Origin of the sequence: Nocardioides sp. (assembly GCF_025965415.1) — a bacterium.
GTDB lineage: Bacteria > Actinomycetota > Actinomycetes > Propionibacteriales > Nocardioidaceae > Nocardioides.
In genome coordinates this window covers 1-24,584 of sequence record NZ_JAOPWY010000031.1, presented here as the reverse complement: position 1 = coordinate 24,584, position 24,584 = coordinate 1, and the positions used below count along the sequence as shown (strand labels likewise).

The 24,584-nt window shown below is 70.7% G+C and carries 22 protein-coding genes and 1 pseudogene; 9 read left to right on the top strand and 14 right to left on the bottom strand.

All coding sequences use genetic code 11. The features are described 5' to 3' along the window. Positions 1 to 130: 130 nt before the first annotated feature. Positions 131 to 4,345 (bottom strand): BTAD domain-containing putative transcriptional regulator, encoded by a 4,215-nt coding sequence (locus JWN97_RS03470; RefSeq protein ID WP_297618303.1) that lies wholly within the window; start codon positions 4,343 to 4,345, stop codon positions 131 to 133. Between the two features lie 522 nt (positions 4,346 to 4,867). Between JWN97_RS03470 and JWN97_RS03465 the strand changes: the two genes are divergently transcribed. The 3 genes from JWN97_RS03465 to JWN97_RS03455 all read left to right on the top strand — a co-directional run bounded on the left by JWN97_RS03465 (position 4,868) and on the right by JWN97_RS03455 (position 9,092). Next, complete coding sequence (locus tag JWN97_RS03465) at positions 4,868 to 6,328, top strand: hypothetical protein (protein WP_297618300.1); 1,461 nt, start codon at positions 4,868 to 4,870, stop codon at positions 6,326 to 6,328. Then, entirely contained in the window at positions 6,321 to 7,628 is a 1,308-nt protein-coding gene (locus JWN97_RS03460) for a hypothetical protein (RefSeq protein ID WP_297618297.1), read from the top strand. Before JWN97_RS03465 ends, JWN97_RS03460 begins: the two co-directional genes overlap by 8 nt. A 180-nt stretch (positions 7,629 to 7,808) precedes the next feature. Next, on the top strand, positions 7,809 to 9,092 hold the full coding sequence (locus tag JWN97_RS03455; protein ID WP_297618294.1) for a hypothetical protein: 1,284 nt from the start codon (positions 7,809 to 7,811) through the stop codon (positions 9,090 to 9,092). A 270-nt stretch (positions 9,093 to 9,362) separates the two neighbouring features. On the opposite strand, the gene JWN97_RS03450 is transcribed toward JWN97_RS03455, so the two are convergent. Both JWN97_RS03450 and JWN97_RS03445 read right to left on the bottom strand, forming a co-directional pair. Next, a complete protein-coding gene (locus JWN97_RS03450) occupies positions 9,363 to 10,004 on the bottom strand; it encodes a hypothetical protein (protein ID WP_297618291.1) in 642 nt (213 codons plus the stop codon). Continuing rightward, positions 10,001 to 10,615 carry an FMN-binding negative transcriptional regulator gene (locus tag JWN97_RS03445; protein ID WP_297618280.1) on the bottom strand — a complete coding sequence of 205 codons (615 nt, stop codon included), beginning with the start codon at positions 10,613 to 10,615 and terminating at the stop codon, positions 10,001 to 10,003. The genes JWN97_RS03450 and JWN97_RS03445 overlap by 4 nt, the downstream gene beginning before the upstream one ends. A 58-nt stretch (positions 10,616 to 10,673) precedes the next feature. On the opposite strand from JWN97_RS03445, the gene JWN97_RS03440 reads away from it, so the two are divergent. The 3 genes from JWN97_RS03440 to JWN97_RS03430 all read left to right on the top strand — a co-directional run bounded on the left by JWN97_RS03440 (position 10,674) and on the right by JWN97_RS03430 (position 15,425). After that, entirely contained in the window at positions 10,674 to 12,200 is a 1,527-nt protein-coding gene (locus tag JWN97_RS03440) for an ATP-dependent DNA ligase (protein WP_297618278.1), read from the top strand. A 166-nt stretch (positions 12,201 to 12,366) separates the two neighbouring features. Next, a complete protein-coding gene (locus JWN97_RS03435; protein ID WP_297618276.1) occupies positions 12,367 to 14,538 on the top strand; it encodes a hypothetical protein in 2,172 nt (723 codons plus the stop codon). Beyond that, on the top strand, positions 14,535 to 15,425 hold the full coding sequence (locus JWN97_RS03430) for a hypothetical protein (protein ID WP_297618273.1): 891 nt from the start codon (positions 14,535 to 14,537) through the stop codon (positions 15,423 to 15,425). The genes JWN97_RS03435 and JWN97_RS03430 overlap by 4 nt, the downstream gene beginning before the upstream one ends. Before the next feature lie 4 nt (positions 15,426 to 15,429). On the opposite strand, the gene JWN97_RS03425 is transcribed toward JWN97_RS03430, so the two are convergent. Then, positions 15,430 to 16,278, bottom strand: a complete 849-nt coding sequence (locus JWN97_RS03425) for a serine protease (RefSeq protein ID WP_297618270.1) — start codon at positions 16,276 to 16,278, stop codon at positions 15,430 to 15,432. Positions 16,279 to 16,330: 52 nt separating this feature from the next. Here JWN97_RS03425 and JWN97_RS03420 point away from each other — a divergent pair, with 52 nt between their 5' ends. Next, the gene (locus JWN97_RS03420; protein WP_297618268.1) at positions 16,331 to 17,029 is read left to right on the top strand and encodes a TetR/AcrR family transcriptional regulator; all 699 of its coding nucleotides are present in this window, start codon (positions 16,331 to 16,333) and stop codon (positions 17,027 to 17,029) included. Here the strand turns inward: JWN97_RS03420 and JWN97_RS03415 are convergent. The 3 genes from JWN97_RS03415 to efp form a co-directional block, all read right to left on the bottom strand. Further along, positions 17,026 to 17,838 (bottom strand): DUF1206 domain-containing protein, encoded by an 813-nt coding sequence (locus JWN97_RS03415; RefSeq protein WP_297618265.1) that lies wholly within the window; start codon positions 17,836 to 17,838, stop codon positions 17,026 to 17,028. The two genes, JWN97_RS03420 and JWN97_RS03415, sit on opposite strands and share 4 nt — an antisense overlap. Before the next feature lie 63 nt (positions 17,839 to 17,901). After that, complete coding sequence (gene nusB / locus JWN97_RS03410) at positions 17,902 to 18,312, bottom strand: transcription antitermination factor NusB (protein WP_297618262.1); 411 nt, start codon at positions 18,310 to 18,312, stop codon at positions 17,902 to 17,904. Between the two features lie 9 nt (positions 18,313 to 18,321). Further along, on the bottom strand, positions 18,322 to 18,885 hold the full coding sequence (gene efp / locus JWN97_RS03405; RefSeq protein ID WP_297618259.1) for an elongation factor P: 564 nt from the start codon (positions 18,883 to 18,885) through the stop codon (positions 18,322 to 18,324). A gap of 407 nt (positions 18,886 to 19,292) precedes the next feature. On the opposite strand from efp, the gene JWN97_RS03400 reads away from it, so the two are divergent. Beyond that, positions 19,293 to 19,943, top strand: coding sequence for an SDR family oxidoreductase (locus JWN97_RS03400; protein ID WP_297618255.1), 651 nt, complete (start codon positions 19,293 to 19,295; stop codon positions 19,941 to 19,943). A 4-nt stretch (positions 19,944 to 19,947) separates the two neighbouring features. Here JWN97_RS03400 and JWN97_RS03395 read toward each other — a convergent pair whose 3' ends face one another. From JWN97_RS03395 to JWN97_RS03365, 7 genes are all read right to left on the bottom strand, one after another. Next, the gene (locus tag JWN97_RS03395; RefSeq protein ID WP_297618252.1) at positions 19,948 to 20,787 is read right to left on the bottom strand and encodes a PhzF family phenazine biosynthesis protein; all 840 of its coding nucleotides are present in this window, start codon (positions 20,785 to 20,787) and stop codon (positions 19,948 to 19,950) included. A 90-nt stretch (positions 20,788 to 20,877) separates the two neighbouring features. Continuing rightward, a complete protein-coding gene (locus JWN97_RS03390; protein WP_297618249.1) occupies positions 20,878 to 21,045 on the bottom strand; it encodes a hypothetical protein in 168 nt (55 codons plus the stop codon). A gap of 114 nt (positions 21,046 to 21,159) precedes the next feature. Continuing rightward, complete coding sequence (locus JWN97_RS03385; protein WP_297618246.1) at positions 21,160 to 21,930, bottom strand: GAF and ANTAR domain-containing protein; 771 nt, start codon at positions 21,928 to 21,930, stop codon at positions 21,160 to 21,162. 146 nt (positions 21,931 to 22,076) lie between these two features. Then, positions 22,077 to 22,358: a hypothetical protein gene (locus JWN97_RS03380; protein WP_297618243.1), complete on the bottom strand. Its 282-nt coding sequence runs from the start codon at positions 22,356 to 22,358 to the stop codon at positions 22,077 to 22,079. Between the two features lie 17 nt (positions 22,359 to 22,375). Then, positions 22,376 to 22,807 (bottom strand): type II 3-dehydroquinate dehydratase, encoded by a 432-nt coding sequence (locus tag JWN97_RS03375; RefSeq protein WP_297618238.1) that lies wholly within the window; start codon positions 22,805 to 22,807, stop codon positions 22,376 to 22,378. After that, positions 22,804 to 23,589, bottom strand: coding sequence for a DUF402 domain-containing protein (locus tag JWN97_RS03370; RefSeq protein WP_297618235.1), 786 nt, complete (start codon positions 23,587 to 23,589; stop codon positions 22,804 to 22,806). The genes JWN97_RS03375 and JWN97_RS03370 overlap by 4 nt, the downstream gene beginning before the upstream one ends. Continuing rightward, positions 23,586 to 24,308 (bottom strand): 3-dehydroquinate synthase family protein, encoded by a 723-nt coding sequence (locus JWN97_RS03365; RefSeq protein WP_363321249.1) that lies wholly within the window; start codon positions 24,306 to 24,308, stop codon positions 23,586 to 23,588. The genes JWN97_RS03370 and JWN97_RS03365 overlap by 4 nt, the downstream gene beginning before the upstream one ends. A gap of 44 nt (positions 24,309 to 24,352) precedes the next feature. Between JWN97_RS03365 and JWN97_RS03360 the strand changes: the two are divergent. Beyond that, positions 24,353 to 24,584: pseudogene (locus JWN97_RS03360) on the top strand (3-dehydroquinate synthase); the annotation flags it as partial.

The window sequence follows — 24,584 nt, the reverse complement described above, 5'->3', positions numbered from 1 at the left end:
GGTGAGTGCCACCACGTCAATGCCTAACAGAGAAATGTGACGCACGTCACCCTCAGGGCGCGAATCGTTACCATAAGGCGATTCTGGCAGTCAAGGCGAGCACGAGGATCGTGCGTGCCTCAGTGAGCCCTCACGGGCAGGTCTGCCGGTAGGGCCGGCTGCCGAACCAGCCCTCCCAGTCCGCCTCGTCGAAGTCCCCGGCCGCCGCGCGGCAGGCGAACCCGATGACGCGGGCGATGTTGGTGTCCCAGCGGTAGAAGCTGTCGGTGTACGGCGCCAGCAGCAACGTCTCGTCGTCGGGCAGGAAGGCGACGTTCAGAAGCGTTTCCTCGGGCATGAGCACGCTGCCCACCGGGAGCCCCGTCGTTCCGTCCCAGAGGACCACGCTGCCGTCCTGGGACGCAGTGGCGAACCGGGTTCCGTCCGCCGACCACGCCGCCCACCAGGCCCCACGGGCGTGGGCCACGACCGCCGGACGGACCAGCTCCCCGCTGGCCACGTCCACGAGCGCCACCTCGCCGTTCATTCCCGCAACGGCGAGGCGCCGGTGGTCCGGTGAGACGGACAGTGTGAACAGGTCGAAGCCGGTCTCGCCGCGCGTGATCTGACCGGTCTCGAGGTCGGCGAGCACCCACTCGCGCATGCCGCTGATCACTTCGTCGGAACCCGCGACCTCCGCCGGGGTGTCGCTGACCAGGGCGAAGCCCGAGTGGTCGTCCGGGCCCGCCTGGGCTCCGTACGCCGACGCGCCGAGGTGGACCGCGTCGCCCACCGGCGCGAGAGTTTCGGCCTCGACCATGCCCATGTCGCCGGCCTTGTCCGTCAGGATGATCCGGCTGCCGTCCGGCGTCCAGGCGAGGTCGCCGATGAACTGCGGCCAGCGGTGACCAGCGTTGTCGCGCACGACCTCGGCCGTGGAAGTGTCGAAGATCCAGATCCGCCCGCCCTCGGCCCCCGCGAACAGCTCCCCGTCCGGGCTGAACGCTCCGCCGTGGCAGCAGGGATAGGGGTCGGCCCAGCGGGTGGGTCTGCCGGTGGCGGTGTCGAGGAAGCGCACCCCGTCCGTGAAGACGCTGTGCGCTGTGAGCCTGCCTTCCGGCGACGTGACGACCCACCCCCAGCCGAACTCCTCGGGCTTGCGTGTCCGGGCCAGGAACCGTCCCCGGCCGTCGAGGTCCCAGGTGCGGACCGCCCCGTCGCTCCCCGCCGTGAAGAGAACGGCCCCGCCAGGCGCGAAGGCAAGGCCTTGGACCGCCGAGTCGCCGAGGTCGAGCTGCTCGACACTCGTGCCCGTACGGGTGTCCCACACGACCGCCTCGCCATCCTGGCTGGACGAGGCGAGAAACCGGCCGTCGGCGGAGAACTCGAGGCCGATGACGTTCCCGGTGTGCCCGCGCAGCGTGCGCCTCGCGTTGCCGGTGCGTGGATCGACCAGCCGGACCTCGGTCTGCCCGTCATCAGCTCCTGTGACAGCCAGGGTCGCCCCGTCGGGCGCAAGATCCATCGCGAAGACGTGACGACCGGTCTGCAGCCTCGGCGCGCCGCTGACGACGTCGTACGCCGTGAGCGGCTCGCTGGTCCACACCGTCGAGCCCTCGGCGCTCACCGCGAGCTGGTTCTGGTCACGCTGCTCCCCGGTGCGGCCCGGGACGGTCCGGCGCATCACCAGCTGCGGCGTCTCATCCATCCGCCACACCAACAGTCGATGGACGTCACTTCCCCAGTATCGGGAGTCGTCGATGTCGGACTTGAGGTAGAGCCGCTGCACGACGGCGGCCATGGTGCTCCCGTCCGAGCTCCAGGCGAGGTCGACCGGACGGTCGCGCACCTTCGATGCTTCGTCCGACAAGCCGGGCAGACTGGTTCCGGTCGGCTCGAGCGTCCTGCCGTCGAGCAACCGCACCGGCTCCGGCACGAGCAGCGGCATCCCCACGGCCAGGACATCGCCGTCCGGTGCGAAGGCCATCGGCGCGACGCGCGCTCGAGGCGGAGGCGACTCCGGCGGCGTAAACGTCGCCATCCGTCGCCAATCGGTCGGGTCGAACAGGTCGACCTTGCCCTCCAGGTCGTACACGGCCAGGCGCTCGCCGTCGCGCGTCAGTTCCATGCCAGTGACGGCTGCCCCTCTCCGCGGGACTGAATGTACGAGCTGCGGTCGCCGCGCCAAGGCGTTCTGGAGGTTGGTCCGGGTGGCCTCGGAGTCATCGAGGCGGACACCGGCCACGGCAAGCAGGAGCGAGGTGTCGATGTTGTCGACCGAGAGGGCCCGGGCGCCGGCGCGACGCGCGTCCGAGCCGGTCTGCGCCCGCACGGCGTCGCGCGCGTTGTCCGCCGCGACGCCTTGTTGGCGTACCGCCATCCCACCGGCCGCGAGCGCCGCTACCAGCAGGACGACGGCGCCGGCCAGGACGATCCGCAGCCGTCGGATCAGCCGTGCCTGGGTGCGTGCTCGGTCTGCTGCCGTGCGTTCCTCGGACGCCGTGCGCTCCCGGCTCGCGTCGAGGAAGTCCCGTTCTGTCGCGGTCACCTCGGAGTGGGGTCGCTGGTCCCACTCGAGTGCCTGGGCGAGCCGGACGCCGCGATACAGCTCGCTCGACGGTCGTCCCAGCGCGTCCCACGTGTCGGCCGTGGCCGTCATGTGGTGGAGGATCTGTTGTCCCTCGACGTCGTCCTCGAGCCAACCCTGCAGCCGCGGCCAGGCCCTGGCCAGCGCTTCGTGGGCGATCTCCAAGACCCCGTCGTCGCTGGTCACCAGGCGCGACCCGACGAGCAGCTCGACGAGCTGGTCCTGGGAGGGATCGGTCACGACCTGGCGTCGAGGCACGCGCGCGCGCACCGGCTCGCCCTCGCTGCCCGGGTGGACCAACCGGAGCAGGAGGTCGTGGAGGACGGGTCGCTGGCTGGGCTCGAGCCCGGCGTACAACTTCTCGGCCGACTGCGCCACGGCCCTGCGGATCCCGCCGGAAGCGGTGTACCCGGTGACGGTGAGGGTGCGTCCCTCCCGGCGCAGCCAGGCTTCGCGGAGCGCGTGCGACAGCAGTGGCAGGGCGCCGGGTTCGCCTTCGACCTCGCGCACCAGCAGGTCCGCGAGACCCGGTTCCACGAGCAAGCCGGCACGTCGCGCTGGTTGCTCGATGGCGGAGCGCAGGTCCTCCGGCGGCATCGCCGCGAGGACGTAGAGACCCCGCTCGACGACGCGGGCAAGGGCCGGGTGACCGGACACGTCGCCCATCCGGTCCGCCCGCAGGGCCAGGACCAGCGGTGCCCCGGCGGCATGCCGGTCGGCGAGGAGCTGGAGGAAGCGGTCCCGCTCCTCGGCGTCCTGGCACATGGAGAAGACCTCCTCGGCCTGGTCCACGACGAGCACCCGGGACTCACCCGGCGCACGCGGAGGTGGCAATGAGCCCACCGGACGGACGCCCGGCGTGATCACGTCCGCGTGCTGGCCTCGGTGGCGCAGGGCAGCCACGACTCCCGCGCGCACAAGGGAGGACTTGCCGCTCCCGGAGGGACCGACGACGACCAGCACGCCCTCGGTGTCGAGCCGATCGAGGGCGACCCTGACATCACGGTCCCGGCCGAAGAAGCTCTCCTCGTCGCCCACGTCGTAGGGCATCAGCCCGAGGTAGGGGCAGACGTCGCTGCTGGCGCCGTCGGCCGCCACCAGGTCCAATGCGGGGTCCTGTTGCAGGATCGCCACTTCAAGCGTGTTGAGCTCCGATCCCGGGTCGACCCCGAGATCGTCGGCAAGCCGACGGCGTACCTCGTGGATGGTCCGCAGGGCCTCGCCCTGCCAGCCGCAGCGGTACTGCGCGAGTGCCAGCAGCTCCCAGCGACGCTCCCGGAACGGGGCCGTGTCCACCAGCGAACGTGCTTCGGTGAGAACGTCGCGATGGTGACCGGCCTCGACCATGGCCTCCAGCCACCACTCCTGGGCGTCGAGGCGCAGGTCGGTCAATCGGCTCGCCTCCAGGCTGCCGGGCTCCCAGTCCTCGAGCTCCCCGAACGGGCGTCCGCGCCACAGCGTGAGGGCTTGCCCGAGCGTGTGGGCTGCGCGCTCGGGCTCGCCGAGCATCGACAGCTCGTGCCCCCGGGCGACCAGGGCCTCGAAGCGCCTGGCATCGACGGCGTCAGCCGGCAGCGTAAGACGGTACCCGTGTTGTGTCGTCTCGATCGCCTCCGCGCCGAGGGCCTTGCGCAACCGGACGATGCAGGTCTGCAGGTTCTTGTGCCACGACGCGGGCGGCGTCTCGCCCCACAGCGCGTCACCCAGCTGATCGGCGCTGACGACGTCACCGACCCTCATGGTCAGCGCCGCCAGAACCAGTCTCTCTCGGGGGCCCATCCGTGCTGCCGAGTCATCAACGGTGAGCGGTCCGAGGACCGAAATGCCCACGCCCTCAAGGTGCGCGCGGTCGCGGCCCCAGTCAAGGGCGATGCGGCGTACGCACCGCCCACCGCGACGAGTTCGTCGTGCGACCCCGAACTCGCTGGTCACCCCGCCCTACCACGGCAGCGGCCCGGCCGCCGAAGCCAATGATCGTGTCCAGCCCGGCTCGCATCGAGGCGACCCCACTCCTGCGCATCCACCGTCTCGAGGGCAGCTTGGACCTCGTCGCTCTCGGTCGACCGGAGCGTCTCGATCGCGGGTCGCCCAACGGGGACGTTCAGGTAAGTTAGCGAATCGGTTGACGGGCATTGGCGGCGGAATGGGGCACTCATCGGCTCAGGCGCGGATGCCTCCAAGCCTTGGCTACCCGGAGCCGCGGAGCATGTTTCCAACCGACGTCGGTGTTCTTTCGCTAACGTCTGCGGGGCAGCGGTCGCTCAATGACGCGGGTGCATTCAACGTAAGCACGGGGGAAACATGGCCGAAGAGGCTTGGCATGAGGCACGGTTGATCCCGACCTCGGGTATCAACGGCGCGGAGGAGCAGGAGCGGCGAGCCACCTCTGCTCTTCTAGCGGTGCTGTCGGCCGTCCGAGAGTTCGGGCGCGGCTTCGTAAAGCCCTTCGGTGCGCCCAGCGGGGCTATCGAGTGCTTCATCGAAGTCCCCTTCGTCCTGGGCGAGCGTCGGCTCTACCCCGACGGATTGATCCGCGTCACCCGCGGAGCCAAGACCTGGACTGCACTTGTCGAAGTCAAGACGGGCCCCAACGAACTGGCGTCCGAGCAGCTCGAGAACTATCTCGATATCGCTCGCGAGCAGAACTACGACGCCGTCCTCACCATCTCCAACGAGATCCCTGCCGTCGCCGGGCAGCACCCGACCAAGGTCGACAAGCGCAAGCTCAAGAAGGTGTCGCTGCACCACCTCTCCTGGTCCCAAGTCCTTGCCGAGGCGGTCATGCAGAAGGAGTTCCGTGGTGTCGCGGACCCGGACCAAGCCTGGATCCTGGGCGAACTCATCCGTTACCTCGAACACCGCAAGTCCGGAGCCCTTGAGTTCGACGACATGGGCGAGGCCTGGGTTGGAGTCCGAGACCAGGTCGCCGCCGGCACGTTGCGCGTTTCGGATAAGGGCATCACCGAAGTGGTCGCCCGCTTCGACGCGCTTCTGCGGTTCGCCAGTCTCCAGCTCGGTCGGCAGCTCGGCACCGAGGTTGTGCCGGTGCTGAGCCGCACGGAAGCAGCCGACCCGGTGGTCCGGGCCCAGGCCTTGGCGCAGTCGCTCTGCGCCACGGGAGAGCTCTCGGGTGCGATCCGCATCCCAGGCACAGCGGGGCACCTCGTCGTGACCGCCGACCTACGCGCCGGGAAGGTCACCTGCCACGTCGACGTAGATGCGCCGAAGGAGGGACGAGCCACCACGCGAGTGAACTGGCTGCTCCGCCAGCTCAAGAACGCACCCGATGCAACTCGGGTGGAAGCGTTCGTCGCCCACGCCCGGGGCTCACAGGCAGCCGAACTGCTTGGCGTGGTGCGGGAGAACCCCTCGTCCCTCGTCCTCGATCCGACCAAGGACCTACGGTCATTCCGCTTGGCGGTGAGCTCGACGCTCGGCACCAAACGTGGGCGGGGGCGCGGCTCCTTCATCGATTCGGTTCTGACCGCCGTGGACGGCTTCTACGCCGAAGTCCTCGGTTCGTTGCGAGCCTGGGCGGCCGCACCTCCAAAGCTGCGGCCTGTCCACCCCGAACCTCCCGAGCTTGATGACACCGTCCCGGCTGCCCTTGCCTCGACCGACTACTCCTCCCAGGACGGCACCGAAGTGTCCAGCCCGGACGGCAACAGCGACCAGGGGCAGTCGCGCATTGAGGCTATGGCGGAAAGCGAGGCACCGGTGAGCGGCGCAGTCGACGTAGAAGGCCCCACCGACGATGAGTGATTTCGAAGCCGTCACCGTGTCGGCGGAACTGCAGCCAGAGATTGCCGAGCAGGAGATCGCCCGGGCGGTGAGTGCCCGCCACAAGATCGCCCGTAGATACGTGATGCGACTGCGCAAGCGAAACCCGGAGGCGAGTCCCGCAGAGATCATCGCCTTGCTGGAGCGGCACTACGTCACCGCGATCACAGTTGCAGGCGGCGTCGTGACAGCAGGGACGATCGCGGCCAACGTGGGTATGGCACTCATTCCAGGTGTGGCAGCTAGCAAGGAAGCCAGCAAAGGTGCGGCCAAAGTGGCGGCGAAGAAGGTAGCCACCAAGGCTGCCAAGACTGCCGTGGCCAAGTCAGCGGTCAAAGGCGCCGCCAGAAGCGCTGCAAGAACGGGCGCCGAGCGAGCGGTACAGCTCCTACCGGCCGGTGATGAGCAGCTCCAGTTCGAGATCACGGCCGTATTCGCCCTCGCAGTTGCCGAGATCCATGACATGTCGCTTGATCAAGAGCAGGCGCACGCGCTTGTCTACGGCTTGTCGAATGGGCGCGTCAGCCAGCAGCAGATCGCTGCGATGGCGACCGATGTGGCTCACAAAGAAGGCGCGACGGCGAGTGTCGGTCAGACGATTGCCTCCGGCCGAAACGACTGGTCACACTGGGCCAACACTTTGGCAGACACGCTTCCGGGAGGCGCCGCTCAAGACTTGGTCCGCACGGTCCAAACGGGGCAACTCGAGACAGCGCGCACTGCGCTGAATGGCAAGCAGCAAAGCGTGATCGAGTACGGCGTGGGTGCCCTTGCCGGCGGCGCTACAAGGTTCCTCTTCGGCGGCGAGGTGGTCGAGGCGGCGCGGGTCGCCTTCGCGGATGCGCCCGAAGAGTTCCCAGAGCATCTCTCCGATGCATTGCTGGCCAAGGCCGACGAGGAACACGAACCGAACCGAGCCCTGGTGGCACTCGAAGAAGGCGCGAAGACGACGGGTGCCTGGGTGTCCAATGCCGCCGATCGATCGACCCGGGTCTTCCGCAGTGTCGATCTGGACGGCGATGGCATCGCCGACGAGCCGCAGGCCCTGTCGGCCGCAAAGGCGGTCGGTGGCGTGATGACGGGTGCCATGTCCACCGGCACTCGTGCATTCCGCAGCGTCGATCGCGATGGCGACGGCATCCCTGACGAACCGCAGGCCCTCTCCGCGCTCAAGGGCGCAGGCACCGGCGTCGCTTCACGACTGAGGCGCAAGAAGGCAGCCGAAGATCTCGCAGCGTCCGATCCCGAAGACGAGAGGGTCGAGGGGCGAACAGACGACTGAGCAGCTCACGCTCCCGCATGAGATGCCCGCCCGACAGGCGGCGGAGCGGGCTAGCGGGTTCGCGGCGGCAGCCACTCGAGCAACACGTTGCGTCAATGTCGGAGGGGATCTGCAAGGTGCAGTCTCAGCTAGGCGCGTGAGGGCGCTGAGTACATACGAACAACCAAGAGGTGAGTTTGCGTGAGGCGAGCCGAACAGATGGACCAATTACGCGAGGGAGTAGTCGGGCTCCTTGCGCCGGCGACGGACCCGCCGCAGGAGCGGCACCTCACCGGGCTGATCAAACTAGACGAGGACGCGGTCGTCGCGAAGCTTGTCGCCGATGATGAGGCGTTCGATTACGAGGGACTCCCTCTCGGCGCTAAAGCTGTCGGCGGAAGCACCGAGGCGGGCGACATTCTGCTCGTCGACATCAGGACCCGAGGAAACGGCGCAGGCCAACTCAAGGTGGCCAAGTACATGGCACATGGAGTGATCGTTGACCTCGACCTGGAGTTGGTCGACGACGACCAGGTCGTAGCGGTGCAGTTCGCATACCACGGTCTTCACAAGTGGCTCCCCGAGCAGATCTACCGGGACGACCCACTCATCGAGGACGGCAAGCACGTCGGCTGGAGCGCCGAGCTTCGCTACGCCAAAGGAATCACCGTCCCCCTCGACGACAGTTTCAAGCTGCGGTTCAGCACAGGTTGGAGTGTGGGGGGTGAGTTCGGTCGTCGGACCTTCGCCACCCCGCTCATCGTCACCGTTGAGTCCTCTGATCGACGCAGCATCCATGAACACATCGGTCGCCTCGACGCCGTTCATGCACTCCTCAATATCGCGCACCGCGAGCGGGTCCAGGCTTTCGGGGGATCCGCGAGATTGACCGCAGATTCGGACTGGAGCGGCTTCTGGGAGACCTCATTCATGTCAGCGGACGGTTCGCATGACGCCGCGCATTTCTTTCCACACTTCGGGCTCGACGAGCTGGGCGGCCTCCCGACGGTTGCGAACTGGGTCGAAATCGTGCGGAGTCATCGGCGCGCGGTGACCCCGGTCGTGCGGCATGTTCTGGAACCGACCCAGACCCCGGAGGCTCGGCTCCTCTCAACAGCTGCCGCCATGGAGTCGTGGGTAGCGGCGCACCGACGGGGCCACGAATGGGCGAAGAAGGTCAAGGACGAGGACCTGCCCGGCGCAATCGTCCGCATCGTCGACCCATCCTGGAACGATTGGATCGGTGACCCCAACGTGTGGCTGAGCAAGTTCTGGGCCTCGTACAACCACGTGAAACACCAGCCAGAAGACGACCTTGACCCCAACCTCGTCAATGCGCTCGAAGTCGCCGGTCGGTGGCTACTGACCGCCGCGGTCCTGGACGAATGCGCGGGAAACACGCAGCCGAGCCGACACCTCTTCAGTACGTCACTGGGAATTGTCGGAGGCAACGTGCGCGGGATTCTCAGAACATCTCGTCCTTGAAAACTCACGCGCCACGCCTTCCGCAATTCTGCACGTAGGCGCCGGAGCGACGCGCTATCCCCAGCGACGACGACCTGTACGCGGCCATCGCAGCCGCCGCGCCGCCTCCGACTGCGCCCAACTGACGGTGATTCCGACACAAGTGCGACCATTTTGTGTCGCTACGGCTGGCAATTGAGCCTTGCGGTGACGGGTCCGTAGGCCTAGCGGGCGCGCTCGAAATGCTCGGGAAGGTTAGGTCTTAGTGGGCGAGCTGGGATACACCCTCGGTCACGTCTCAACCCTCGCTGTCAACGACACCGGACGCTCGATCGTCGTCACGACGCTCGTCACGGACGGCCGCTTCGGCGTACTCGAGAAGCCGAACCGGCAGGGCGGGTCCACCGGCGCGAGCGCGCCGAGGTCAGCACCGCGCCACTCCCCCTCGATCGCGGTCACCGCGACGACCGAGGTCGCGCCGTACCACTCCCGCCGCTCTCCCCCGGCCGTCCCGCGAGTACGCACGCCGCGCAGGACGACCCGCGCGACCGGATCGACCGCTGCGCACCAGGCAGGCGCCGTCGCTACGCGAGCCGGCACGAGCGCGAGCGCCGCGCCCAGCGGCGTACGGGCTCCCACGACCAGGCGTAGCGAGAGGGATGGCGTCGAGACCAGCCAGCCGTCGGAGGTGTCCGAGACGTCGACCGGCTCGATGACGTGCTCGTCGAAGGAGTAGGTCGCGGCGACGAAGTCGCGCACCCGCTCGTCCGGCGCCAGCAGCACGCGGTGGCCGGCGGCGTCCTCCACCATCACGTCCGCGAACGAGCCCCACGGGCCGTCGTCCCAGCGACCCACGACGATGCGGACGCCGCTGGTGCTCCCGACGCCGGCGATGCGGCCGGTGAAGCGCTCGCGGACGCGGCCCGGCTTCACGGCTGGACGAGCGAGGAAGGATCGACCCCGTCGGCGGCCAGGCCGGCAGCGACACCCGCCCGGTCCTCGTCGGAGCGGTTCTGGCTGAGCTTCGCCTTCGCCTCGACGCTCTCGACGACCAGCTCGACGCCGACGATGGGGAGGAGGTTCTTGGCGATGTAGTCGTCCGGCGCGTCCGTGACCGCCCACGGCTCGTCGCGCGGCTGCTCGTGGCGGTCGGTGAGGCGAGTGACGAGGGCGCGCACCCAGTCGGCGTCGTCGTGGACCAGGATCCGGCCGCGCAGGTGGACCACGGAGTAGTTCCACGTCGGGACGACCTTGCCGTGCTCGGCCTTCGTGGCATACCAGCTCGGGCTCACGTAGGTGTCCGGCCCGGTGACGATCGCCAGTGCCGGCGAGCCGTCGACGATGCGGCGCCAGTGGGCGTTGGCGCGGGCGAGGTGGCCGACCAGGCGGTCGCCCTCCCACAGCACCGGCAGGAAGGTCGCGTCGGGCAGCCCGTCGTCGCCCACCGTGACGAGCTGGGCGGTCGCGACTGCGTGGACGAAGGGGCGTACGTCGTCGGGCGCCATCTGGTTGAAGCGCGGGACGTAGAGCTGCGGATCTGCCACGTGACCATCTTGCCCGTTCGGGTGAGCCGGTGTCGGTGGCGGGCGGCAGGATGGGGGCATGTTGCTCGCCGACCTCGTCGCGACCTCCGCCTCCGTCGCCGCCACCCGCTCCCGCAAGGCGAAGGTGGCTGCGCTCGCAGAGGCGCTGGCCGACGTCGAGCCGGCCGAGCTCGAGATCGTCGTGTCCTACCTCGGCGGAGCGCTGCGCCAGCGGCGTACGGGCCTGGGGTGGCGCGGGGTCAGCGACCTCCCTCCGCCGGCGTCCGAGGCGTCGTTGTCGGTGCTCGAGGTCCACGAGGCGTTCGAGGCCATGTCCGCCATCGCCGGCGCCGGGTCCCAGCAGGCGCGTCGCGACGCGGTCACCGCGCTCTTCGGTCGCGCGACCGAGGCGGAGCAGGCCTGGCTGCGTGCCGTCGCCACCGGCAACCTGCGCCAGGGCGCGCTCGACGCCGTCACCCAGGAGGCCGTCGCACAGGTTGCGGGCGTGCCGCTCACCGCCGTACGCCGTGCCGCGATGCTCGCCGGCAGCACGGTCGCCGCGGCCGGGGCCGCCTTCGAGGGCGAGGAGGCGCTCGCAGCGATCGGCCTGGAGGTCGGTCGGCCGATCATGCCGATGCTCGCCTCCAGCGCGCCCGACGTCGCCGCGGCGATGGCCGGCCTCTCCCCCGACGGCATGACCGAGGTCGCGATCGATGCCAAGCTCGACGGGATCCGGATCCAGGTCCACCGCGACGGCGACGACGTGCTGGTGGTGACCCGCAGCCTCGACGACATCACCGGCCGGCTGCCGGAGGTCGTGGAGGTCGCCCGGTCGCTGCCGGCGGAGCGCTTCGTCCTCGACGGCGAAGCACTGGCGCTCTCCGAGGACGGGCGCCCGATGGCCTTCCAGGACACCGCCAGCCGCACCGCACAGGACACCGGCGTCGCCGTCACGCCACACTTCTTCGACCTGCTCCACGTCGACGGCCGCGACCTGCTCGACTCCCCCGGGCACCAGCGGCTCGCCGCCCTCGACGCGCTTGTCCCCGAGCAGCACCGCGTACGACGACTGGTCACCTCCGACGCGGCAGCCGCCGATGCCTTCGCGACCGAGACAGTCGCGGCAGGTCACGAGGGTGTCGTCCTCAAGGACCTTTCCGCGCCGTACGCCGCCGGCCGCCGCGGCTCGGCGTGGGTCAAGGTCAAGCCGGTCCACACCCTCGACCTCGTCGTGCTCGCCGTCGAGTGGGGCTCCGGTCGGCGAGAGGGCTGGCTCTCCAACATCCACCTCGGCGCCCGCGACGAGTCGTCGGAGTCGGGCTTCGTGATGCTCGGGAAGACGTTCAAGGGCATGACCGACGAGATGCTCGCCTGGCAGACCGAGCGGTTCACCGAGCTGGCGGCGTCGCCGGTCGACCGCAGCTCCTACGTCGTGCACGTGCGCCCCGAGCAGGTCGTCGAGATCGCCTTCGACGGCCTCCAGCGCTCCACCCGCTACCCCGGCGGCGTCGCGCTGAGGTTTGCGCGGGTGATCCGCTACCGCGACGACAAGCCGGCCGCCGAGGCCGACACGATCGACACCGTGCGCGGTCACCTCGCCGGCTGACGGCCCGGACGATGACGGTCACCTCACCCCTGGGGAGGGACCGCGGGCCCACCGATCTTTCAGAAGCACCTCAAGGATCCTCCGAACGCCAGCGCGCAGCACGCCGACGACGTAGTGTCGCCGAGGCTCGTCCGGTCAGTGGGACACGGGCGCCAGGCAGCAAAGGGTGACGATGCAGCTCAGCAGGCTCGGTCAGGGACTGGCGGTGAGCGCGGTCAGTGCGCTCGTGATCACGGGACTCGGGGCCACGGTCCCGGCGAACGCAGCGGACGGCGCCGGCGTGCGGCTGCTGAGCGTGCAGGACGGCATCGCCTCCGTCCGTCGCGACGCGGACAACCCCCTCGGCCTCACCGTGACCCTCACCGCGCAGCGGCTGGACCGGAGCGCGACGATCCACTTCGAGTGGAACACCAACGCTGCGGCCGGGAACGACAGCACCGGCTGGAACCAGGTCAACGACGGCTCCAGCAGCCAGTCCGGGGTCTACGCCACCACGGAGTGGAGTGCCTCTGGCGTGGCCGGCTCCACCGTCGCGCTGCGCGCGGTGGCGACCGTGCCTGCGACCGAGACGACGCCCGCCACGACGACGTACTCCACGCGGAACGACGTCGCCGTCACCGGGGACGCGTCGCCCGTCCACGCCGTGTCGCTCGGCCCCGTCAGCTCCTACTCCGGCTCGGCCTCGCACGGTGCGTTCTTCGCCCAGCCCTACGCGGACTCCGGCAGGGACAAGGACCTCCTGACGGTGGAGGGCGGGACGTCCGCGACCGACGGCACCGTCGAGCTGTCGGCGTGGAACCCCCAGACCGGCAGCTTCGTCGGCAGCGTCTCCGCAGCCGTGAGCCCGGTCTCGCTGAAGGTGACGGGCTTGCCTTCGGCCCCGACCTACGTCGACGGCGGTGCGTTCACGGGCGTCCTGGACATCACCCCCTTCGACGTGGGCGCCGGGGACGTCGTGGCCGTGCGGGCCGAGCGGGACTCCGACGCCGTCGCACCCGTGCAGCTCCGCGCCCAGACGATCAGCACGATCTCGTCCAGCTTCTCCACCGCCGGCCGCGACGACACCCTCGTCACGCTCTTGGTTCGCGACCAGTTCAGCGACCCGGTCGTCGGCGCCGAGGTGCGTCGCTCCGCCAACGGCAGCGTCGTCGGCTACACCGATGCCGACGGCCTCGTCAGCGACACCGTCCCCAGCGGGTCGGTCTCCGCCGGCTACTACGTCAACACCACCGACGCCGACCTCTTCGAGCAGGGCGTCGACCACGCGACGGGCGAGATCACGACGCCCGCCTACGTGCCGGTCGCGACCGCCACCGGTGCAGAGCTCGCCGACGGCACGGTCTTCGACGACCAGGAGTACGCCGACGGCGACATCGCGCTCCAGGTCCTCGACCAGGGTGGCGACCCGATCGCCGCCGAGCAGGAGGTGTCGTACTCGCTCTACCCGAGCGACCAGGAGCCGACCGAACCCACGACCGTGACCACCGACCCGAGCGGCCGGGTCGTGGTCCCGTTCGACCCGGCGGGTCCCGACGGCGAGTACACCCTGAGCTTCACCGCACCTGACAGTGCGGGCGGCATGCCGCAGGAACCCGTGACCTTCGTCGCCGGTGACGCCGTGCTCGACCTCTCCCCCCTGGCCGGCACCGCCCCGTCCGGCGGCACCATCACCTACGACGGCAGCCTCACGGTCGAGGGTGAGCCGCTCGCCGGCCGCGTCCTCGACCTCGCCTACGTCCGCGGCACCGAGCAGGCTCCCGGCACCTCGGCCGACGCCGCGCTCGTCATCGACGAGGAACGCGTGCTCGACGGCGAGCTCACCACCAGCCGCACCGGCACCTTCCGGGTGACCGTCGGCGACGTCGTCGAGAGCGGCGGCCCCGCCGAGACCGGTGGGACGCTGAAGGTGACGGCCCGCGGCCTGGGCGACACGGTCGACGCGACCGCCGACTTCACCGAGGTCGCCGTTCCTCCCGTCACCCCGACGCCGACCCCCACGCCCACCCCGACGCCCACCCCGACGCCCACCTCGCCGCCCACGCCGGCGCCGGGCAAGGGCAGGATCGAGCTCCGGCTCACCGGCTCCGACAAGGGCGCGGACGTCAACCGGCTCCGCGTCCGCGGACCGGCGTCGGCGGCCGGCCATCGGGTCCGGATCCACGTCCTGACCGCGGGCGGCTTCTGGCGCGTCCTCGAGGCCGCTGACCTCGACGAGTCGGGCGATGCGTCCGTCAACGTGGACGACATCAACGGCAACCGGGTCACGCGCTACCGCGTGCGACTGCTCCCGAACTCCCGCTTCTTCGCGTTCACGTCGAAGGTGCTCCGCCTCCGGTGAGCACCGCTCGCGTGGACCCGATGCCGGTGGCGGACCTGGACGCCTGGCGCGCGTCCAGGTCCGCGGCCGGCACACCCCTGCCGGAGCCGTCGGACGACCGGCAGCTCGAGGCCGTCACCCTGACGGTTCGCGAGGTCGTGGTCGGCGGCGCGCTGCTCGAGCACGGCGACGACGCGGGTCGACGTCGCTGCGCGGTCCGGGTCCTGCAGACGACGCTCCCCCGCGACGCCGACAGTGAATGGTCGGCCACGGTCGCGGCACTCGAGGGCTTCGCGCGGTCTCGCGGTGCCGACGTGCTCACGACGGCGGTCGCCCCGGAGCTGGCCCGCGTCTTCGGCGCGGCCGGGTTCCAAGCGACCATGACCACCATCGGCAAACGGCTCGACCCCGCCTCGGCGCCCGAGCTGCAGGAGGACCGGCGGGTCGCCGTCCGGCCGATGGACGCCGACGAGCGCGCACGGTTCGTCGCCGACGTGGCCGAGCAGCTGCGTGCCGGGATGTCGAGGGCCGGTGTCGTCGACCCGGAGACCTCACAGCTCGGCGAGCTGGATGCCCGGTTGGCCCGGCTCGCCGAGGACCCCCCGCCCGCGGACGAGCTGTTGGTGACCGGCACGGTCGACGGTGTCGCGGTCGGCCGCGCCTGGGCGACGCTGGTGGAGCGCGACGGCGCACTGGACTTCCACGGCAACACGATCGACCTCTTCCCCGAGCACCGCGGACAGCGGCTCACGCCGGCGTTCCTGGGTGCACTACGGCGCCACGTGCACGAGCTCGGGGTCCGCGACGTGCACCTGCGGGTCTACGGCCACGACACCGGCGCGCGTCGTACGTTCCTCGACAACGGCGCCGGGGTCGAGGACGTCCACCTGCGCAAGGACCTGCGCTAGCCGGTCACTCCCCCGGCTCCGCCAGCCTGCAGCCGGCCACGGAGAGGTCGAAGCGCCGGTCGGCACCGACGCAGGTGCTCAGCCACCAGGTCTGCTGGCCGTAGTTCATGTGGCGCACCATCCGTACGACGCCGCGCTGGTTCTCCTCGCAGGCGGAGTCGATGCAGCGCCGGCCGCCGACGTAGCCGGTGTTCGCGATCCCCACGACCTCTCCGGTCGTCCGCGAGACGATCGGCGAGCCGGAGTAGCCGCCGCGGATCCGGCAGCCGTCGAGGGCGGGCAGCCGGATGGAGCGCCACCAGTCCCACTCGCGCTCGTGGACGCGGTACGCCGTGCCGGTGGTGGTGCAGCCGCGCTGCTCGACCCAGTAGCCGGACGGGATCCGGATCTCGTCACCGCGCGACGGGCCCGCGGTGGCCAGGACCAGCGGCGTGACACCGCCGGCGGCGAGGTCGGCGTACGACTCGCGGAGCTCGTAGACCGCGAGGTCGGTGCGATACATCGAGGCGTAGCGCAGGTGGACGCCGCGGACGGTCATGGCGACGTCGCCGGCACCGTCCAGCAGCTCGATCCGCTTGTGCTGCCGCTCGTCGACCAGCACGTCCCGCGCGCCGAGGAACGGGGTCTGCACGCAGTGGCCGTTGGTCAGCACCACGGCCGGGTCGTCGTCCAGCGCGGCGGCCCAGCGCACGACGGACCCCGAGCAGCCCGGCAGCCGGGCAGTGCCGGCGAACCGGCCCTCCGCCACGGCCGGGTCGGCCGGTGCAGCGGCTGCCGGCGCGGACAGCGGCGCCAGTCCGGCGAGGAGCAGCAGGAGGACGACGAGCGTACGACGGAGTCCCAGACGAGCCATGCCGCATCGAACCACACACGGTCCGCCCGCGCCCGCTCCCTAGACTGGCCCCATGAGCTCCAAGTCCACGACCCCGTCGGTCAACGGGCGAGGCAGCACTGCCGCGGCCCGACGACGGGCCCGGGAGGGCGAGATCATCTCCGCGACCCGGCGGCTCTTCGACGAGCGCGGCGTCCGCGACGCCCAGATCGAGGACATCGCCCAGGCCGTCGGCGTCAACCGCGCCATCATCTATCGCCACTTCACGGGCAAGGAGGAGCTCTTCAGCCTCACGCTCGTGCAATACCTCGACGAGCTGCGCGGGGCGCTCGAGGAGGCCGCGGAGACGACGTCCGAGCCCCGCGCGCAGCTGGAGCGGCTGGTCGAGGCGTTCGTCACCTACGGCCTCGCCCACCCGGCCTTCGTCGACTGCGCCCAGTCGATCATGCGGCGACCCGGCGGTGACCTCCTCGAGGAGGTCAGCGAGAGCGCGATGTATCGGCTCGGCCAGGCCATCAGCGGCTGCCTGTCGGTGCTCACGCGCACCATCGAGGCCGGCGCGGAGAGCGGCGCCTTCCACGTCGCGGACCCGCGCCTGCTCGCCAACATGCTCTACGCCAGCGGCCTCGGCACCCTGCAGCTCGGCCGCGTCGCGATGCTCGTCTCCGAGGAGGCCCCGGGGGTGCCGCGCATCAGCCGCGTCACTGCGGAGCAGGTGCGCGACCACATGGTCACCACCGCGCTCGCCGTGGCGATCGGCGTACCCCGCTAGCGCGAGAGGTGCTTGGCACGGGCGAAGCAGAAGAGCCCGTACGCCGCGATGCCGATGGCGATCGCGGTCAGGAGCACCGGACCGAAGGGCTGTTCGAGCACGGTCTGCAGCGCCTGGTCGAGCCCGCCGGACTTCTTCGCGTTGTGGGTGATGGCGGCGTAGCCGAAGAGACCGCCGACGATGGCGATGGAGACGCCCTTCGCGATGTAGCCGACCTTGCCGAGCACGACGTACGCCGAGCCGTCCTGGCCGGACTGGCCCTGCGCGTCGAGGTTCTCGCGGAACTTCTCGGTCCAGCCGCGCACGATGAGCGAGATGCCGTAGCCGATGATCGCCAGTGCGATCACGCCGACGATCAGCTGGCCGCCCGGCAGATCCATGATCTTCGCCGTCGTCGAGTCGGTGCCGCCCTTCCCGCCGCCGTCGCCGGTGGCGGTCTTGAAGGCGCTGTACGCGATCGCGCCGTAGATGATCGCCTTGCCGAGCGACGTCGCGCGCTTGCGCCACCGCTTCTTCTCGTCGGACTCCTCCGGGTAGCCGAAGGCGAACTCGAGCAGCCGCCAGATGACGAGGAAGAGCATCCCGATCGCGATCACCCACACCAGGAAGCCGCCCAGCGGCTGCTGCGCGAGGTAGTGCATGGCCCCGGAGTTGGAGGCCTGGTCCTCCTTCTCACCGAAGGCGAGCTGGAGGGCGAGCCAGCCGACGAGCAGGTGCACGACGCCGTACGCGATGAGCCCGGCGCGGATCGCGTGGTCCAGCCAGGGGCTGCCGTGGACGGACTCGGCGGTGTGGGAGGCGGCATTCATGGCGCCAACCTAGACCTGCCGTGGCCCGGCCGCGAGCACGCCTGCGCCCCTAGGGGTGAGGCGTCAGGCGAGGCTCGCGCGGTCGCGCATGATCGACCCGAGGAGCCCGTTGACGAAGGTGGGCGACTCGTCGGTCGACAGGTCCTGCACCAGGTGCATGGCCTCGCTGACGGCCACCGACTCCGGTACGTCGGCGTCGCCCCACAGCAGCTCGTAGACACCGATCCGCAGCACGTTGCGGTCCACCGCCGGCATCCGGGCGAGCGTCCAACCCTTGCTGTAGGTCGTCAGCACCTCGTCGATGCGCGGCAGGTGCTCGACGACGCCCCGCACCAGCGTGCTGGTGTAGTCGTTGGTCGGGCCTTCGCCGGCCTCGATGGCGCGGTCGAGCGCCATGACGGGGTCCTCGGAGCGGAGCTCGGAGGCGAACAGGATGTCCAGCGCGCGCTTGCGGGCCTTGGAACGGGCAGCCACGTGGAGTCGTCAGCCCTTGACGCGGCCGAGGTAGGACGAGTCGCGCGTGTCGACCTTGACCTTCTCGCCGGTCGTGATGAAGAGCGGCACCGCGATGGTGTGGCCGGTCTCGAGCGTGGCGGGCTTGGTGCCGCCGGTGGAGCGGTCGCCCTGCAGGCCCGGCTCGGTCTCGGCGATGAGCAGCTCGACCGACGCGGGGAGCTCGATGAACAGGACGCGACCGTCGTTGGTGGCGACGATGGCCTCCTGGTTCTCCAGCATGAAGTTCTTGGCGTCGCCGACCACCTCGGGGGTGACCTCGAGCTGCTCGTAGGTGCTGGTGTCCATGAAGACGTAGGACGAGCCGTCGTTGTAGAGGTACTGCATGGTGCGCTTGTCGACGTTGGCCGTCTCGACCTTGGTGCCGGCGTTGAACGTCTTGTCGACGTTCTTGCCCGACTCGACGTTGCGGAGCTTGGTGCGCACGAAGGCCGGGCCCTTGCCGGGCTTGACGTGCTGGAACTCGACGACGGCCCAGAGCTGCCCCTCGATCCGCAGGACCATGCCGTTCTTGAGGTCGTTGGTGCTTGCCATGTGCTCTCTGTCCGCCTTCGTCGAGTTGTCAAGGATGAGCGGGCGCTGGCCGAGGTGGCCCGGCGCCGACGCGCCAGTCTAGTCGCGGCCCGCGAGAGCCATGAAATGCTCGGCCCGGTCCTCCGTCGTGCCCGTTGGGTTGCGGCGCCGGGAGCCGTCGTCGCCGAGCCGCTGGTTTCGACACGGGCTCGTTCCTCGCCCTGCTCGACCGACGGTCCACCCAGCCGCCGCAGTTTCGACACGGGCTCGTCCCTCACCCTGCTCAACCCACGGTCCACCCGACCCGCCGCTGGTTTCGACACGGGCTCGTTCCTCGCCCTGCTCGACCGACGGTCCACCCAGCCGCCGCTGGTTGAGCAGCGAGCGCAGCGAGCGTGTCGAAACCAAGGCCGGGTACCGTCGACACCATGCGCATCACCATCTTCGGCGGACACGGCAAGATCGCCCTCCTCCTGGCTCCCCTGCTGGTCGAGGCGGGCCACGAGGTCACCTCCGTCATCCGCAACCCCGACCACGTCGCCGACGTCGAGGCGACCGGCGCCACGGCCGTCGTCTCGTCGGTGGAGGACGCCGACGCCGACACCCTCGCCGAGCTGCTCTCGGGCCAGGACGCCGTCGTGTGGTCCGCCGGCGCCGGCGGCGGCAACCCGGAGCGGACGTACGCCGTCGACCGCGACGCCGCGATCCGGTCGATGGACGCCGCAGCTGCCTCGGGCGTCGGGCGCTACGTGATGGTGTCGTTCTCCGGCTCGTCCGCCGAGCTGCTGGTGCCGGAGGACGACCCGTTCCGGCACTACCAGGACGCCAAGATCGCCGCCGACGAGCACCTGCGCTCCACAGAGCTCGACTGGACGATCCTCGGCCCCGGCACGCTCACGCTCGAGCCCAGCCGCGGCTCGGTCAACCCCGACGCCGCCTTCAACGACGGCGACGAGACCTCGCGCGAGCTCGTGGCCCAGGTGGCGCTCGCGGTCATCGACGACCCGCGGGCCTCGCGCAAGACGCTCGTCTTCGGCGACGGCGACGTGCCGATCGACGCCTGGCTCGACTCGCTCTGACGTCCTAGAGGTCGACCTCACCGACGATCCGCGTGACCGCGTCGCCGGAGACCCAGACCTCGCCCGCGTCGGCCTCCACGCGCACCCGTCCCTCGCGTCCGATGACGCTCCCCTGCCGGGCGGTGTACGCCGGGGGCAGGGCACCACTGCCGATGAGCCACTGAGCCAGTCCCGCGTTGGCGCTGCCCGTGACCGGGTCCTCGCCGAAGTCGCGGCCGTCGGCGTAGAACGCCCGAACCTCGACGTCCGCCCCGAGGTCCGCCGCCTCGGCAGTCGCGCAGCGACCGATGACGGTCACCTTGAGGTCGGTGAAGGCGGCGACGTCCGGGACGAGCGCCCGGACGGCCTCCGCGGTGCCGAGGTCGACGCCGATCCAGCCCGGGCCGTTGTCGATCCACGCCATGTCGTGCACCGCTGCCTCGTCGACCGCAAGACCCGCGAGCACCCGCGCCCGCAGGTCGGCGTCGACCGGTCCGGAGCGCCGGAGTGGTGGTGCCGCGAAGCCGAGGCGCGGCGAGCGGCGTACGTCGACGAGCCCGGCGCCGCACTGCTGCACCAGCACGTCGCCGCGCGGCACTCCCCCGGCCTCAAGCCACGCATGTGCGCTGCCGATGGTCGGGTGGCCGGCGAACGGCAGCTCGCCGCTGGTCGTCCAGATCCGGACGCGGTAGTCGGCAGCGGGATCGGTCGGCGCGCAGAGGAACGTCGTCTCGGAGAGGTTGGTCCAGCGCGCGAAGCGGGCCATCTGCTCCTCGCTCACCTCGTCGGCGTCGTGCACGACGGCGAGCGGGTTGCCGAGCCAGGGCTCGGCGCTGAAGACATCGACCTGGCGGAAGGACAGCACGCGAGCGATCCAAGCACAGAGCCCCGCCCGAGGGAGTGCCCGCGGCCCGACTGCGCAAGCGGACCGCGGGCTGTCCCCCCGGACCCCCCGTCAGCTGGTGTCGATGTGGCGGGCTCGCAGCCCCTTGGCACGAACGACGGTGCTCGCGTCCTGCTCGGCCGCGGCACCAGCACACGGGCGCGGGACGTTCGTCCAGGCGAGCACGGCGTGCGTCAGCCGGTCGAGGTCACCCGCGTAGCGCTGGCTTCGGTCGTCCATCGGCAGGTCCTGGAGTCCGCTCGGTCGCGGCCGTGTGAGCGCCGCCGGCTGACCTCCCAACCAGTCCTCACCGTAGTCCCGAACCGTGCCGAGCGGAAGACCGGATCGTCGGGCTCAGACCGTCCCCGGACCCGGTGGGTCCTCGAAGGGTGTCGGACCGGAGGGAGGAAGTCCGGTGGCGTGCTCGATGACGTCGGCCGCCACCAGCCGGAGCTTGCGGTTGGCGCTCTGCGACCGGGCCCGCAGCAGCGTGAACGCCGTACGGGCATCGCACGACTGCTGTGCCATCAGGATCCCGACCGCCTGGTCGATCATCGAGCGCGCGTACAGCGCCTCGACCAGCTGGCGCGACCTCTCCGCCTGGTCGTTGAAGCGCAGCGCCAGCGTGAGTGCGGTGGAGGCCTGCGCGGCGAACACCTCGGCCCGCAGCCGGGCATCGCCGTCGAAGCTCCCCGCGCGCTGGAAGTCGTAGAGGTTGAGGGCGCCCACCGACTCCGTGTCGACGATCAGCGGCAGGCTCACCGAGCACCGGACGCCCAGGCCCAGTGCGGCGAGGCGGTAGGCGCCCCAGCGCTGGTCGGCCTCCTGGTCGGGCACGTCCACGACGAGTCCGGTCCGCATGGCCTCGAGGCACGGCCCGTGGCCGGCGCCGTACTGCCTCTCGTCCACGATGGCCGCACGGTCGTCGCTCGCCGCCGTCGTCACCGGGTGGGAGTCATAGCGCGTCGTGATCCCGCAGGCCACGTGGTCCCCGAACGCGGACGCCGCGAGACCGGCGACCTCGTCGAGGAACGACTCGACCTCCGGCACCGACAGGACGAGCGATTGCAGCTCGCCGAGCGCGTCGTGGAAGGCGATCGGATCACGGGGAGCATGCGCGTCCATGCCACCGGCCCGTCCGGACCCACGGTCCTCATCGTCGACCACCGAGGACGGCACCACCTGACCGGTGAGCACTGGCGACCCCGGCCCTCGCACCCTACGCCGGGCGCGGACGCACGCCAACGGTCCGCAGGGGTGCACCGACCTGGTCAGCGGTGGCTGCTCCAGCGCCGGCCCGCTTCGTCGGCGGCGGCCGAGACGAGCGCCGCCAGCTCGGGCCGGTCGGGGACGGGGAAGGAGACGTACGCACCGCGTCCACCGGCGACCGGTCGCCCGTAGGCCTTGGCCGCCAGCGAGCCGTCGGGCAGCATCCGGACGTTGAGGGTCTGGAGCTCGAACTCCTCCTCGCGCCGGACGTCACGCCAGCGCAGCGCCTCGGGGATGGTCACGTTGATCGCCATCGCGCTGACCTCGACGGAAGGTGCGTCCATGGGGCGATGGTGCCACGTCAGGGCCGGGTGGCGAGGAGCTCCAGTGCCTGGCGGTAGCCGTCCACGCCCTGCCCGGCGACCGTCTCGATCGCGTGCTCCTCGACGACGGAGGTGTGCCGGAACGCCTCGGGACGCTTCTTGGGGTCGGAGATGTGCACCTCCACCAGCGGTGCGGTGAGCTGGGCGCAGGCGTCGTACAGCGCGAGCGAGTAGTGCGTCCACGCCCCGGCGTTGAGCACGACAGGCACGCCGTCGTCGGCGGCCTTGTTGAGCCAGTCGAGCAGCTCACCCTCGTGGTTGGTCTGGCGGACCTCCACCTCGAGGCCGAGGTCACGACCCCACTCGACGCACTGGTGGGCGAGCTCGGCGTGGGTCGTGGTGCCGTAGATCTCCGGCTGCCGGCGACCGAGTCGCCCGAGGTTGGGGCCGTTGAGGACGAGGACCTTCATCGGGGCAGCGTAGTGCGCCGCGCCTCTCGGACCTCGTCGGTGTCCGGCAGGGACGGGACGGTCCAGCCGGCCGGAGGCCGCCACGTCTGCCACTCCTCGTCGAGCGCCCAGTCGCGTGCCTCCACGACCTCGGCGCGCGCCCACTCGGCGATCGCCCGGACCTCGTCGGCCATCGCGGGCGAGTAGCGCCCGGCCTGCGTGGCGGCCTCCAGCTCGTCGGCGTCCTTGAGCCACAGCTCCCCCGACGGCTCCAGCCAGAGGTCGAGCGTGAGGTCGCGCGTCGCTGACACGTTGCCCTGCCGTCGGTGAACCAGCTCGAGGTTGAGGTAGTGCCCGGCGAACGAGCCGTCGGCGTCCCGGAACAGCCAGACCGACCACGGCCGACCGGTGGGCGCGATCCGCAAGATCCCGCCACCGTTCCACCGGCTCAGGACGGGCATGCGATCGCCCGTGAACCGCTCGGCCAGAGGCAGCTCGCGCAGAGCGCGGCCGTCGGCGGCCGCCGAGGCGACGACCGCGGTGTCCTCGGCGAGCCAGGCCACCAGCCCCCGCTCGTCGTCGCGCACGACGCGCATCGGATCGAGCCTCCGGCCGTAGCGCCAGTGCAGCTCGGCGCCGGGCTCCAGGAAGGGGGGCACTCCCGCGTCACGCCAGTTCGGCTCCGCGCCGAGCAGCCGCTCGGGCTCCAGCAGGTCCAGGTCCACGGGCCGCGCGGTCGCGCGCCCCGCCAGCCGCTGCATGGTGCCTCCGGAGTCGGAGACCTGGACGTCCGGGTCGGTCACCCGGCGGAGGTTATCGCCTCGTACGCCGCTCGCAGGTCGTCCTCGCCGGGGCCGGCGAGGATCCGCGGGGAGGCCAGGTCGTCGAGCACGACGAACCGCAGCTGCGATCCCCGCGCCTTCTTGTCGACCTTCATCGCGGCGTGCAGGTCGTCGAAGGAGGCGGCGTCGTACGACGTCGGCAGCCCGACGCGCGACAGCGCGGAGCGGTGCCGAGCCACCACTGCCGGGTCGAGCGAGCCGGCACGGGCGGCGAGCTCGGCGGCGTAGACGCAGCCGATCGCGACGGCCTCGCCGTGGCGCACGGTGTAGTCACTGGTGCGCTCGATGGCGTGGGCCAGGGTGTGGCCGTAGTTGAGGACCTCGCGCCCGATCCCGCCCGAGGCCCCGGTCTCCTTGAGGTCACCGACGACCACGTCGATCTTGACCCGGATCGCGCGCTCGACGAGCTCGCGCAGCTCGGCGGAGTCGGCGGTGAGGGCGGCGGGGTCGGTGCGCTCGACGAGGTCGAGGATGGCCGGGTCGGCGATGAAGCCGCACTTGACGACCTCGCCCAGGCCGGCGACCAGCTCCTCGCGGGGCAGCGAGGCCAGCAGGGACAGGTCGCACAGCACGCCGGCGGGCTCGTGGAAGGCACCGACCAGGTTCTTGCCGGCGCCGGTGTTGATGCCGGTCTTGCCGCCGACCGCGGCGTCGACCATGCCCAGCAGCGTGGTGGGCACCTGCACCACCCGGACGCCGCGAGTTCCTCAAGTCCGGCCACACGCTGGGCCACGCGATCGCGCGGGTCGAGGACTTCGGCTGGCGGCACGGCGAGGCGGTCGCCGTCGGGCTGGTCTTTGCCTCCGAGCTCGCCGCACGGGCCGGGCTGCTGTCGCGCGCCGACGTCGACCGCCACCGGTCGCTGATCGCCGCTCTCGGGCTGCCGACCGGCTACCCCGGCGACTGGGATCGGCTCCAGGCGGTCATGCGCCTCGACAAGAAGGCCCGCGGGGCCT